General features: G+C 74.8%; 15 protein-coding genes. 6 read left to right on the top strand and 9 right to left on the bottom strand.

Going from position 1 to position 11,748, the window contains the following annotated elements:
• The first annotated feature begins 1 nt into the window (after nucleotide 1).
• Nucleotides 2-643, top strand: coding sequence for a pentapeptide repeat-containing protein (locus ENKNEFLB_RS06565; RefSeq protein WP_214058460.1), 642 nt, complete (start codon nucleotides 2-4; stop codon nucleotides 641-643).
• On the opposite strand, the gene ENKNEFLB_RS06560 is transcribed toward ENKNEFLB_RS06565, so the two are convergent.
• Entirely contained in the window at nucleotides 581-1,189 is a 609-nt protein-coding gene (locus ENKNEFLB_RS06560; protein WP_214058459.1) for a TetR/AcrR family transcriptional regulator C-terminal domain-containing protein, read from the bottom strand. The genes ENKNEFLB_RS06565 and ENKNEFLB_RS06560 overlap by 63 nt on opposite strands.
• 111 nt (nucleotides 1,190-1,300) lie before the next feature.
• Here ENKNEFLB_RS06560 and ENKNEFLB_RS06555 point away from each other — a divergent pair, with 111 nt between their 5' ends.
• From ENKNEFLB_RS06555 to ENKNEFLB_RS06545, 3 genes are read left to right on the top strand one after another with little or no spacing between them, the layout of a single operon-like run.
• A complete protein-coding gene (locus ENKNEFLB_RS06555; protein WP_214058458.1) occupies nucleotides 1,301-1,909 on the top strand; it encodes a biotin transporter BioY in 609 nt (202 codons plus the stop codon).
• A 50-nt stretch (nucleotides 1,910-1,959) separates the two neighbouring features.
• A complete protein-coding gene (locus tag ENKNEFLB_RS06550) occupies nucleotides 1,960-2,613 on the top strand; it encodes an energy-coupling factor ABC transporter ATP-binding protein (protein WP_246535876.1) in 654 nt (217 codons plus the stop codon).
• Complete coding sequence (locus tag ENKNEFLB_RS06545) at nucleotides 2,610-3,218, top strand: energy-coupling factor transporter transmembrane component T (RefSeq protein ID WP_214058457.1); 609 nt, start codon at nucleotides 2,610-2,612, stop codon at nucleotides 3,216-3,218. The genes ENKNEFLB_RS06550 and ENKNEFLB_RS06545 overlap by 4 nt, the downstream gene beginning before the upstream one ends.
• Before the next feature lie 20 nt (nucleotides 3,219-3,238).
• Here the strand turns inward: ENKNEFLB_RS06545 and ENKNEFLB_RS06540 are convergent, their stop codons facing one another.
• Entirely contained in the window at nucleotides 3,239-3,868 is a 630-nt protein-coding gene (locus ENKNEFLB_RS06540) for a histidine phosphatase family protein (protein ID WP_214058456.1), read from the bottom strand.
• A 38-nt stretch (nucleotides 3,869-3,906) separates the two neighbouring features.
• Here ENKNEFLB_RS06540 and ENKNEFLB_RS06535 point away from each other — a divergent pair, with 38 nt between their 5' ends.
• Complete coding sequence (locus ENKNEFLB_RS06535; RefSeq protein ID WP_214058455.1) at nucleotides 3,907-4,221, top strand: hypothetical protein; 315 nt, start codon at nucleotides 3,907-3,909, stop codon at nucleotides 4,219-4,221.
• 31 nt (nucleotides 4,222-4,252) lie between these two features.
• Here ENKNEFLB_RS06535 and ENKNEFLB_RS06530 read toward each other — a convergent pair whose 3' ends face one another.
• From ENKNEFLB_RS06530 to ENKNEFLB_RS06510, 5 genes are all read right to left on the bottom strand, one after another.
• The gene (locus ENKNEFLB_RS06530) at nucleotides 4,253-4,795 is read right to left on the bottom strand and encodes a GNAT family N-acetyltransferase (protein WP_246535875.1); all 543 of its coding nucleotides are present in this window, start codon (nucleotides 4,793-4,795) and stop codon (nucleotides 4,253-4,255) included.
• Nucleotides 4,796-4,802: 7 nt separating this feature from the next.
• Complete coding sequence (locus ENKNEFLB_RS06525) at nucleotides 4,803-6,224, bottom strand: amidase (protein WP_246535874.1); 1,422 nt, start codon at nucleotides 6,222-6,224, stop codon at nucleotides 4,803-4,805.
• Entirely contained in the window at nucleotides 6,221-6,694 is a 474-nt protein-coding gene (locus ENKNEFLB_RS06520) for a DUF6264 family protein (protein WP_275955948.1), read from the bottom strand. The genes ENKNEFLB_RS06525 and ENKNEFLB_RS06520 overlap by 4 nt, the downstream gene beginning before the upstream one ends.
• Before the next feature lie 27 nt (nucleotides 6,695-6,721).
• Nucleotides 6,722-7,891, bottom strand: coding sequence for an IS30 family transposase (locus ENKNEFLB_RS06515; protein WP_420830527.1), 1,170 nt, complete (start codon nucleotides 7,889-7,891; stop codon nucleotides 6,722-6,724).
• Between the two features lie 100 nt (nucleotides 7,892-7,991).
• Nucleotides 7,992-8,543 carry an NAD(P)H-dependent oxidoreductase gene (locus tag ENKNEFLB_RS06510; RefSeq protein ID WP_214058453.1) on the bottom strand — a complete coding sequence of 184 codons (552 nt, stop codon included), beginning with the start codon at nucleotides 8,541-8,543 and terminating at the stop codon, nucleotides 7,992-7,994.
• 81 nt (nucleotides 8,544-8,624) lie between these two features.
• Between ENKNEFLB_RS06510 and ENKNEFLB_RS06505 the strand changes: the two genes are divergently transcribed.
• Entirely contained in the window at nucleotides 8,625-9,260 is a 636-nt protein-coding gene (locus ENKNEFLB_RS06505; protein WP_214058452.1) for a TetR/AcrR family transcriptional regulator, read from the top strand.
• On the opposite strand, the gene ENKNEFLB_RS06500 is transcribed toward ENKNEFLB_RS06505, so the two are convergent.
• Both ENKNEFLB_RS06500 and cimA read right to left on the bottom strand, forming a co-directional pair.
• Nucleotides 9,235-9,948 (bottom strand): trimeric intracellular cation channel family protein, encoded by a 714-nt coding sequence (locus ENKNEFLB_RS06500; RefSeq protein ID WP_246535873.1) that lies wholly within the window; start codon nucleotides 9,946-9,948, stop codon nucleotides 9,235-9,237. The genes ENKNEFLB_RS06505 and ENKNEFLB_RS06500 overlap by 26 nt on opposite strands.
• An 8-nt stretch (nucleotides 9,949-9,956) precedes the next feature.
• Nucleotides 9,957-11,561 (bottom strand): citramalate synthase, encoded by a 1,605-nt coding sequence (gene cimA / locus ENKNEFLB_RS06495; protein ID WP_214058451.1) that lies wholly within the window; start codon nucleotides 11,559-11,561, stop codon nucleotides 9,957-9,959.
• Nucleotides 11,562-11,748 lie beyond the last annotated feature (187 nt).

The following is an 11,748-nucleotide window of genomic DNA, read 5'->3' as shown; positions in this document are numbered from 1 at the left end:
CATGACCGAGCGGCCGAAGCACGTCGAGCAGACCTGGCGCGGCGAGGACTGGTACGCCACCGACCTCGCCGACACCCGGTTCGTCCGCTGCACCTTCGTCGACGTCGACCTCTCGGAGGTCACCACCCGCGGCGCCGTCTTCGAGCACTGCACCTTCACCGGGTGCCGGTTGAACTCCTCGGTGCACCGCGCCACGGCCTTCGTGGCCTGCTCGCTGCGCGGCTGCTCCCTCTTCGACGCCACCTTCGAGGGCTGCAAGCTGGCCGGAACGGCGTTCGAGCGCTGCACGACCCGGCCGTGGCGGGTGCTTGGCGGGCAGTGGCGCGGGGTGTCGCTCCGCGGCGCCGACCTCGCCCGCCTCGACCTCAGCGGGCTGGACCTCGCCGACGCCGACCTGGCCCTGGCCGACCTGCAGGGGGCGGTCCTGCGGGGGGCCGTGCTGACCGGCGCCGACCTCCGGGAGGCCGACCTGCGGGGCACGGACCTGCGCGGGGCGCTGCTCGACGGGGTCGACCTCGCGGCGGCCCGCCTCGGGCGGACGCTGATCGACCTCGGTGGTGCGGTCCTGCTGGCCGAGGCGTCAGGGGCGGTCGTCGACCTCGACCCGGACGGGGGTGCCGGGGCGTCCCACCGAGGCGCGTAGCGCGATGCCGTCGACGACGAGACCGAGCCCCACGGCGAAGTCGGAGCCCGGTCGCGGGGCGTCGGCGATCGCCCCCGCGGCGCCGGCCTGCAGGTGCGTCTGCTCGTCGAGGGTGTGGCCCAGCACGAAGTGCAGCAGGGTCCGCGCGGCCGTCGGCGTGAGCCCGTCGGGCAGGCCGGCGTCGTCGAGGACGGCGACCAGGTCGGCGTACGGCCGGTCGGCGCCGAGCCCGAACGCGACCACGGTGGAGACCAGCTCGGCCGCGTCGCGGTAGGCCAGCAGCGCCTCCCGCAGGCAGCCGGCGACGTCGACCAGGCGGGCCGGCCACGCCCCGGCCGGGCCGACCACGTCGGGGCGCGGACCGCGGCGCAGCACCTCGTCGGCCACCGCGGCCAGCAGCACCTGCTTGCTCGGCACGTGGTGGTAGAGCGCGGAGGGCCGCACATCGAGCTCGGCGGCCAGGCGCCGCATGGTCAGGTCGGCGAGGCCGTGGGTGTCCAGGACCGCGAGCGCGGTCCGCACGACGTCCTCACGGTGGTGCGCCACCAGACCTCCCCTCCTCGACCGCCCCGGCGTTGACCAGACGGGGGCCCCACCCTAACCTGAACACCGTTCAGTTACGGGTCGTACGACCCCGTCAGGATCCCGAGGCCCCCGATGACCAGCACCGACCAGCAGCCCAGGACCACGCGGACGCGCCGCCTGGGCACCACCGACCTCGCCCTCGTCGCCGGGTTCGCCGCCCTGGTCGTGGTCTGCGCGGTGCTGCCCGCGATCAACGTGACCGGGATCGTGCCGATCACGCTGCAGACCTTCGGCGTGCTCCTCGCCGGTGCCGTGCTGGGGCCGCTGCGCGGATTCCTGGCCGTGCTGCTCTACCTCGCGCTGGGACTGGCCGGTCTCCCGGTCTTCTCCGGCGGCGCCGCCGGCTTCGGCGTCCTGGCCGGGCCGACCGCCGGCTACCTGGTCGGCTTCCCGCTGGCCGCCGCCCTCACCGGCTACCTCGTCACCCGCCTCCCCCGGGGCGCCGCGGCACGCAACGTCCCCCTCGTCTTCCTGTGCGGCCTGGTCGGCAGCGCGGTGTTCATCCACACCCTCGGGATGGCCGGGTTGGTGCTGCGCGCCGACCTGACCTGGGGCCAGGCCTTCGACGTGGACAAGGTGTTCTGGATCGGGGACGTGGTCAAGAACGTCGCGATGGCCCTGGTCGCCACCGCGGTGCACCGGGCCTTCCCCGACCTGCTCCACCGCCGGCGCGCGGCCTGAGCGCCGCGACCCCGGCGAGCCGGGTCGACCTGGAGGACGTCACCGTCACGGTGCCGCTGGCCGACGGCGACCTCCCGGTCCTGCACGCCACCTCCCTCGCGCTCACCGAGCGGCGGGTCGCCCTGGTCGGTCCGAACGGCTCGGGCAAGTCGACCCTCGCGCGGCTGCTGAACGGCCTGGTCACCGCCACGACCGGGCGGGTGCTGGTCGACGGGCTGGACGTGGCCCGGCACGGCCGGGAGGTCCGGAGCCGGGTCGGGTTCGTCTTCACCGACCCCGCCGCGCAGCTGGTGATGCCGACCGCCGTCGAGGACGTCGCCCTCTCGCTGCGACGCACCCACCGCGACAAGGGCGTACGCCGGCGCGCCGCGCTGCAGGTCCTCGCCGACGCCGGCCTGGAGGGCCTGGGCGACCGCAGCGTCCACGGCCTCTCCGGCGGCCAGCGCCAGCTGCTCGCCCTGGCCGGCGTCCTCGCCACCGGCCCCTCCCTGCTCGTGGCCGACGAGCCGACCACCCTGCTCGACCTCGGCAACAGCCGCCGCGTCGGCGACCTCCTGCTCGGCCTGCCCCAGCAGCTGGTGCTGGTCACCCACGACCTCGCGCTGGCCGCCCGCTGCGACCGGGCGCTGCTGGTCACCGACGGCCGGGTCGTGGCCGACGGCGGGGCCGCCGAGGTCGTCGCGCACTACCGGCGCGTCGCGTGAGCCTCCTGCTCGGGACGCACCGCCCCGGCACCACCTGGCTGCACCGCCTCCCGGCCGGCGCGAAGCTGCTGGGGCTGGTCCTGCTGGGCCTCGTCGTGGTGCTCGTACGGGGACCGGTGAGCGCCGTCGTCGCGCTGGTGGTGGCGGTCGGCCTGGGGGCGTACGCCGGGCTCACCGCCCGCGAGGGGCTGCGGACCCTGCGCGGACTGCTGCTGGTCGCGGTGCTGCTCGGCGGCTTCCAGGTGTGGAACAACGGGTGGGCGCGGGCGGTCGAGTCCGTCGGGGACCTCCTGGCCCTGGTCGTGCTGGCGACCGTGCTGACCCTGACCACGCCGGTCGACGAGGTGCTGGACGCCCTGGTCCGCGCCCTGCGTCCGCTGCGCCGCCTCGGCGTGGACCCCGACCGGGTGGCGCTGACCATCTCGCTGGCGCTGCGGGCGATCCCGACCACGGTGGCGATCGCCGAGGAGACCCGTGACGCCGCGCTGGCCCGCGGCCTGGAGCGCAGCCCGCGAGCCCGGCTGGTGCCGCTCGTCGTGCGCGTCGTCTCGCACGCGCGCGCCACCGGCGACGCCCTGCACGCCCGCGGGGTGGGCGACGACTGACGGGCCCGAACGACGGTCGCTCAGGTGCGCCGCAGGTGCGTGGTGTCCCCCAGGCTCATCAGGGTGCGGTTGTGGAAGTAGTCGTCCTCGTGGAGGTGGGTGATGCTCCCGGGCCCGACCCGGAAGGCGGCGTGGGCGAGCGCGGTCCGGGGCAGGCGGAGCCAGTGGGCGATCACGACGCCGGCCGACCCGCCGTGGGTGACCACGATCCGGGTGGGTGTCGTCGACCCCATGACGACGTCCATCCCCGCGTACACCCGGTCGACCCACTGCCGCTTCGTCTCGGCGCCGACGAGCCCCTCGTCGTGGTCCATGCGCTCCCCGTGGGCCGGCGGCGGGACGAACCTCTCCCGGAACCACGCGTCCGGTCGTCCCTCGCCCTCGCCGTAGGACTTCTCGCGGAGCCCGGCCAGGGGCACCGGCTCGACCCCGAGGCGGGCCCCGATCGCCCCTGCTGTCTGGCGGGCCCGGCGGAGGTCGGAGGTGAACAGCGCCGGCGGGGAGCCCGCGACGCGCTCCCGGAGCGCCGCGGCGACGAGGTCGGCGTCCTGGAGTCCTGCGGGGGTGAGCTCGGAGTCGTACCACCCACCCACCTGGTCCGCGAGGTGGTGGGTGGCCTCCGGGTGGGTGACGACGTAGAGGTCGAGCATGTCGTGGATCCTCGCAGCCCGCGACCTAGGCTGGGAGCGTGACGATCGCCCCGGACACCCTCGACCCCGTCGCCGCCGACGAGGTCTACGTCGCCGGGATCGAGCCGCACCCCCGTCCGCGCGGACGGCGCGTCCTGGAGGCCGCGCTCGACCTGTGGTGCGCGAGCTTCGGCGGCCTGATGGAGCTCAGCAGCGCCGGGGACGTGGTCGTACGCCGTCGCCACGACGACGGCGAGGAGCTCCGCCTGGCCGCCGGTCCCCCGCAGCACGCCGCCGGGGTCCTCGACGAGGTGCGCAGCGACCTGGCCCGGCTCGACCCCGAGGAGTTCCGGGCGGCCTGGGCGATCGCCTGAGCCGGGCCGGCGTGGGCCGGCGTCCGGTCGCTCACCAGTCGTCGCCGGCGCGGGGCTCGCAGCGCAGCGGCGCCTCGAGGTCGAGCTCGCGCCACCGCCGGGTCAGGGGCAGCACCAGCACCGCCCCGTCCTCCTCGGGCGTCGCCACGTCACGCCCGGGGTGCCGCACACCGGTCGGACCGCGCCACGGCACCCACCCCCGGGAGGCGTAGAACGGGAGCCCCTCGTCGCTGGAGCCGAGCACGAGCAGGTCGTACGCCGGCGCACGGTCCTCGAGCGCGGTCATGACCGCGGCCCCCAGACCCTCCCGTCGACGGTCCGGACGCACGGCGACCGCCTCGACGTACCCGGCCCCGACCTGCTCCTCCCCCACCCACAACCGCCGGCGGACCAGTGCCCCGTGCGCCACCACCACGCGGACAGGGTCCTCGACCCAGGCGTGAAGGCCGCCGAGCGCGTGCTCCCAGTCGTGGTCGGTGAACCCCTCGGGGAAGGCCTCGACCATCAGCTCCCGGGCGGAGACCAGCACCGCGGCGGGCACGTCCCCCGTCGTCGCCACCCGGACGGCGCTCACCGCGAGGTCACCAGCCCGGCGGCCGGCGGTCGCGCCACGGTGCGGCGGCCTCGAGCTGGGCTGCGACCGCCAGCAGCAGCTCCTCCTCGGCCGGACGTGCGGCGAGCATCACGCCGACCGGGAGACCGCCCGGGGCGTCCGGCAGCGGCGCGGTCTGGTGCAGCGGCAGCGAGACCGCCGGCATCCCGGTCACGTTCCACGCCGATGTCCACGGGGTGAAGGCCTTCTGCGCGTCGAAGTCCGCGGCGGGATCGGCGTCGTCGCGGATCGCGCCGACCGGGAGCGGCGGCGAGGCGAGCGTGGGGGTGAGCACGAGGTCGTACGGCGCGAGCGCCTCGAGCGCGGTCGCCGCGTGGCGCCGTACGGCCCCGACCGCCGTGCCGAAGACCGGTCCGCTGACCGCGTGCCCGCGGGCGGCCAGCCAGCGGGTCAGCGGGCGGAGCAGGTGCTCGCGCTCCGGCGGCACCGGGGCGAGCGCGGTGAGCACGGCCCAGCAGGTCTCGAAGTCCGCGACGGCCGCGCGCGGCAGCGGGACCGCGACGTCCTCGACGTCGTGGCCGAGGCGCTCGAGGAGCAGCGACGCGTCCTCCCAGGCCCGCAGGCACTCCGGGTCCACGTCGACGTCGGCGAGCACGGGCGCCGCGAAGCGGGCCACCCGCAGCCGACCGGGGTCGCGGTCGCAGGCCGCCAGGAACGTGCCACGCGGCGGCGGGGCCCAGGTGGGGTCGCCGGGCCGGCGCCCCGCCATCACGTCCAGGAGCGCGGCGGCGTCGCGCACGTCCCGCGCCAGGGTCCCGGCGGTGGCCAGGCCGACGGGGTCGCCGTACGACGGCCAGCCGCTGATCCGCCCCCGGGTCGGCTTCAGCCCGACCAGGCCGCAGCAGGAGGCCGGGATCCGGATCGACCCTCCCCCGTCGGACCCCTGCGCGACCGGCACGAGACCCGCCGCGACCGCCGCGGCAGCGCCTCCCGACGACCCGCCGGCCATCCGGGTGCGGTCCCACGGCGTCACCGCGGGCGGGCGTCCCTCGGGCTCGGTGTAGCAGGGCGACCCCAGCTCGGGCGTGCTCGTCTTGCCCAGGCTCACCGTCCCCGCGGCCTCCAGCGACAGCACCACCCCGTCGGACTCCTCCGGCACCAGGCCCGCGAAGACCGGCGAACCGAAGGAGGTCGGGACCCCCGCCGTCGGGTTCAGGTCCTTCACGGCGGTCGGCACGCCCCACAACGGACCCGCACCCTCCGGACGTACGCCCAGGGCCGCCGCCCGCTCCCGGGCGAGCGCGGGGGTCACCGTGACGAACGCCCCGACGTCGTCGAGGCCGGCGACCCGCTCCAGGTAGTGGTCCACCAGCTCGACCGGCGACACCTCGCGCCGCCGGACCAGCGCGCCCTGCTCGAGCGCGGTGAGGTCGTGCAGACCGCCGGTCACGAGGGCATCGCCGAGGTCGCGACGGCGGAGCCGACCAGCACCAGCAGGAACCACACCACGACCGCGACCAGCGGCACCCACCACGCCGGCCGCCGCCGCGCCAGGCGTCGCGCGGACACCACCACGGCGGCGATCCAGCAGACGACCGGGGCGAGGACGTTGATCAGGGTGCCGGTGCCGACCCGGGAACCGCACAGGTCGTCGCCGAAGCACCCGTCCGAGACCATCCCGGTGAACATCCCGAAGAACGCCGCGACCAGGCCGAGCACCCCGGTCACCGCCAGCAGCACGACGGTGACGACGACGTCGGCGGTGCTGCGCCCGCCCGCGGGCTCGGAGGTGGCGACCGGAGCGGCAGCGGGCGGTGGGGCGTCAGGGGCGGGAGCCACCGGCCCAGGGTAGGGCCGGAGGCCCCCGGCGTCAGGCGGCGACGGACACCCGGGGCCGGCCCGGGTGTCCGCGAGCGTCACCTCGAGGCGCCGCGAGCGTCGGCGAATTCATGGGGTGGTCGCAACACCTGGCTTGTGGTCGGTCAGCAGGTTAGCGAAGACCTCTGCCGGTGTGAGGAACTTGAGTCGCTTACGAGGGCGGTTGTTGAGCTCCTTGGCCACCAGGGCCAGGTCATCGTGGGTGTGGACCGAGAGATCGGTGCCTTTGGGCAGGTACTCACGGATCAGGCCGTTGGTGTTCTCGTTGCTCGGGCGCTGCTGAGGGCTGTAGGGATCAGCGAAGTAGACATCGATCCCGCTCGCTGCAGCGAAGTCGGCATGGCGGGCCATCTCGACACCACGGTCCCAGGTCAGGGTCTTGGCGAACCAGGCCGGCAGCTTGCCCATCTCCTGGGCCAGCGCGGCCGCGACCTTGTCCGCAGCCCACCCCTCGGGCAGGTGGACCAGAGTCAGGTACCCCGAGTGCCGCTCGACCACGGTGGCCACCGCAGAGTTCGAAGCCGTCGAGCCCTTGATCAGGTCGCCCTCGTGGTGCCCGGGCACCAACCTGCCCTTGACCTCCTCGGGCCGCTGATGGATCGAGACCGCCCCGACGATCCGCTCGTGCTTGTTGATGCGCTGCCCACGCGCACGGCGATGGGTCCTGCCGCTGCGTAGGTGCGACTTCAGCTCCCGGGTCAGCTCCCCGCGGGGATAGACGTACAAGGACTGGTAGATCGTCTCGGGGCTGATCCGCATGGACTCATCGTGGGGGAAACGCACCTGCAACCGCCCACTGATCTGCTCAGGTGAGAGCCGATGTTTGAGCATGTACCGCACCCAGGCAGCCAGCCGCGGGTCCGAGGCGATCTTGGAGGCCTTCGGTCGCCGCTGACGCTCCCAGGCCCGGGTATGGGCCGGGTGGGGCAGGTAGTGACCGGTCTTGTCATGGACGTTGCGGCGCAGCTCACGGCTGATCGTCGAGGGCGAGCGCCCCAGCCGCCGGCCAATCGCGCGCACCGAGATCCCGCCATCGTGGAGCCGGGCGATCTCACACCGCTCGTCCTGGCTGAGGTAACGCGGGCCGTACTCGGCTGCTGCTGGTCTGGGCACACCACCGAGCCTGGCCAGCATCCGCTGCACGGTCCGCACCGACACACCCGAACACTGTGCGATCACCTTCTGCTGCACACCACGACGCAACAAACAATGGATCAGATCAACCTGCTCGACAGCCATCGGCGGAGTAGGCACGTTCTTCCCCTAGTCATCAGGGGTGTTGCGACATTCCTCTGAACCCGCCGTCATCTCGGCTGTCCGGAAGCGTCATCTCGGCGGGTCAGGCAGCCGCGTCCTCGCGCGCCACGAGCGTCGCGAGCGCGGCGTCGAGACGGGCCCGGACGCCCTCGTCCTCGACCGGGTCCACGTCAATGCCCGGCTGCGAGACGGTGACGTCCTCGACCGGGACGGCCCCGGCGATGCCGGCCGAGCGGAGCGTGTCGGCGTGGGCCCACTGGCCGCCGTACGGGGTCGGGGTGGTGCCGACGACGCCGAAGCGCTTGCCGACCAGGGCGCCGGCGCCGTACGGGCGCGACAGCCAGTCGATGGCGTTGTTGAGCGCGGCCGGCATGGTGCCGTTGTACTCCGGGGTGACCGCGAGCACGACGTCGGCGGCGGCGACCCGCTCGCGCAGCGCGAGGGCGGCGGCCGGGACCGCGAGGGCGTCGGAGTCAACGTCCTCGTTGTAGAACGGCAGGGCGCCCAGGTCGTCGACGACGTCGAGCACGACGCCCTCGGGGGCGCGGTCGCGCAGGGCGAGCGCGAGGCGGCGGTTGACGGAGTCGGCGCGGAGGCTGCCGACGAGGACGGCGACGGTGGTGGTGTGAGTCATGGAACCTCAAACGGACCATGGTCCGGTTCTATTCCCGGGCTCGCCACCGGATCGGGTGGGCTCTGCCACACTCGGCCCACGATGACCACCGACCCCGCCCGCCGGCTCCTCCCGCTGGCCGACCAGGCCGCGCCCGAGCGCGCCGACGCCGCGCGCAACCGGGAGCTGCTGCTCGACGCCGCGGCCGCGATGGTCGCCGAGCTCGGCGCGGACAAGGTCACGATGGACGCGCTCGCGGCCCGGGCCGGGGTCGGCAAGGGCACCGTCTTCCGGCGCTTCGGCAGCCGTGGGGGGCTGATGGCCGCCCTGCTCGACCACACCGAGCGCGCATGGCAGGCCGCGGTGATCTCCGGTCCCCCGCCGCTCGGCCCGGGCGCGCCCCCGCTCGAGCGCCTGCTGGCCCTCGGCGAATCGCGGCTGCGCACGACCCTCCAGCACGCCACGCTGATCCGGGCGGCCGGGGCGGAGGGCGCCCGCGCGAGCGGGGCGCACTCCTTCGCCGCCCTGCACGTCCGTCACCTGCTCGCGCAGCTCGAGGTCGACGGCGACCTGCCCCTGCTCGCGGTCGCGCTGCTGGCGCCGCTGGAGGTTCCGGTGCTCGAGCAGCAGGTCCGCCTGGACGGGCTGCCGGTCGAGCGGGTGCTCGCCGGCTGGGCCGACCTGGTGCGGCGCGTGGTCGGCCGCCCGCCGGTCACTCCTCCCGGCGGGGCCACCTGATCGGTCCCTCGGTGCGCAGGGCCCGCGGCGCGTTGAGGTCGAGGCCCACCGCCACCAGCCGGACCACGGTCACCAGCCCGGCGCAGCCGACCGCCACCGCCGAGGACAGCACCCCGAGGTGGTCGGCCAGGACGACCAGCCCGGCACCGGTCAGGGCCGGCACGGCGTAGAGCTCGCGCCGCAGCACCTCGGGCACCTGCCCCACGAGCAGGTCGCGCAGCAGGCCGCCGCCGATCGCGGTCACCCCGCCGACGATGGTCGCGGTCAGGGGTCCGGCGCCGACCGCCAGCGCCAGCAGGGCACCGTTGACGGCGAAGACACCGAGCCCGACCGCGTCGAGCACGCGCACGGCGTACGACGCCCGCCCCCAGCGCACGTCGGGGTGCCGCCGGGCGAGGTCGCGGTAGGCGCCGTAGAGCCCGAAGACCAGCAGGCCCGCCAGCAGCGCAGCCGTGACCAGGCGCCCGTCACTGACGCCGGCGGGCGGGGTCCGGCCGAGCAGCAGGTCGCGCAGGGTGCCGCCGCCGAGACCGGCCACCCAGGCCAGCACCAGCACCCCGAACAGGTCGAGCCCGCGCCGCACCGCCAGCAGCGCCCCGGACAGCGCGAACACGAACACGCCGACCAGGTCGAGCACGAGCCGCAGCGTGGCCAGCGTCCCCGAGTCGGTCAGCTCGACGGGTCCCACCCGCGTGCTCAGACGCCCTGGCGGCGCAGGCCGTAGGTGAGGCCGTCGAGCAGGGCTCCCCAGGAGGCCTCGATCACGTTGGCGCCGACGCCCACGGTGACCCAGGACGACTCGCCGTCGCTGGTCTCGATCAGCACACGGGTGATCGCGTCCGTGCCGTGGCCCTGGTCGAGGATGCGCACCTTGTAGTCGATCAGCTCGAACCGGGTCACCTGCGGGTAGGCCTGGCCGATGGCGGTCCGCAGCGCCTGGTCCAGGGCGTTGACCGGCCCGTTGCCCTCGCCGGTCGTGACGTAGCGGACGCCGGCGGCGTGCAGCTTGACCGTGGCCTCGGAGATCGCCTCCTCGCCGGGGGCGGCGTGGGTCAGCGTCTCGGTGATCACCCGCCACGACTCGACCTCGACGTAGGACGGGCGCACGCCCTCCAGCTCCTCCAGCAGCAGCAGCTCGAAGGAGGCGTCGGCCGCCTCGAAGGTGTGGCCGCGCAGCTCGAGCTCCTTGACCCGGCCGGTGACCCGGGCGACCAGGTCGCGACCCTCGGCCGAGTCGCTGCTCAGGTCGAAGCCGAGCTCGCGGCCCTTGAGCTCGATCGAGGCGCGCCCGGCCATGTCGGAGACCAGCAGCCTCATGTCGTTGCCGACGCCGAGGGGGTCCATGTGCTGGTAGAGGTCCGGGTCGACCTTGATCGCACTGGCGTGCAGCCCGGCCTTGTGGGCGAAGGCCGACGTGCCGACGTACGGCTGCCGCGACGCCGGCGGCACGTTGGTGACCTCCGCGACGGCGTGCGCGATCCGGGTGGCCTCGCGCAGCAGCCCCTCCGGCAGCACCTGGCGACCGAGCTTGAGCTGGAGGTTGGCGACCACCGCGACCAGGTCGGCGTTGCCCGTGCGCTCCCCGTACCCGTTGACGGTGCCCTGCACGTGGCTCGCACCCGCGTCGACCGCGGCGAGGGTGTTGGCCACCGCGCAGCCGGTGTCGTTGTGGCAGTGGATGCCGACCCGCGCCCCGGTGGTCTCGACCACGTCGTGCACCACGTCACCGACCCAGCCCGGCAGCATCCCGCCGTTGGTGTCGCACAGCGCGACCACGGACGCGCCGGCCTCGGCCGCGGTCCGCAGGACCTCGAGGGCGTAGGCCCGGTTGGCGCGGTAGCCGTCGAAGAAGTGCTCGGCGTCCAGGAAGACCTCCTGGCCCTCGGCGCGCAGGTGGGCGACGGTGTCGCGCACCATGGCCAGGTTCTCCTCCAGCGTGGTGCGCAGCGCGAGCTCGACGTGACGGTCGTGGCTCTTGGCCACCAGCGTCACCACGCCCGCCCCGCTGTCGCGCAGCGCGGCGACCAGCGGGTCGTCGGCCGCGGCCACGCCGGCGCGGCGCGTCGCGCCGAAGGCGGTCAGCCTGGCGTGGCGGAGGTCCAGCTCGTCCTTGGCGCGGGCGAAGAAGGCGGTGTCCTTGGGGTTGGCCCCGGGCCAGCCGCCCTCGACGTAGCCCACCCCGAGCCCGTCGAGCTGCCGCGCGATCGACAGCTTGTCGGCCACCGACAGCGTCAGGCCCTCCTGCTGCGCGCCGTCGCGGAGCGTCGTGTCGTAGACGTGGAAGTCGCCGTGCAGGTCCATCGGGCGGGCCCTCCTGGGCTGTCGGGTGCGGCTGGTGGGTCGTCTGGGTCGGGGCACAAAAAAACCTCCCGCGGACGAGAGGTGGGCGCGTCGAGGAGCTCGACGCGCTAGCGAATGATGAGGCGGTGCGGCAGGGGCCGCGACGGGGTGCTCATGGCGTCATCGTGCCACGACGCCCGGGATGTGG

The organism is Nocardioides aquaticus, from assembly GCF_018459925.1.
Taxonomy (GTDB): domain Bacteria; phylum Actinomycetota; class Actinomycetes; order Propionibacteriales; family Nocardioidaceae; genus Nocardioides; species Nocardioides aquaticus.
This window is presented reverse-complemented; position numbering and strand designations above follow the sequence as displayed.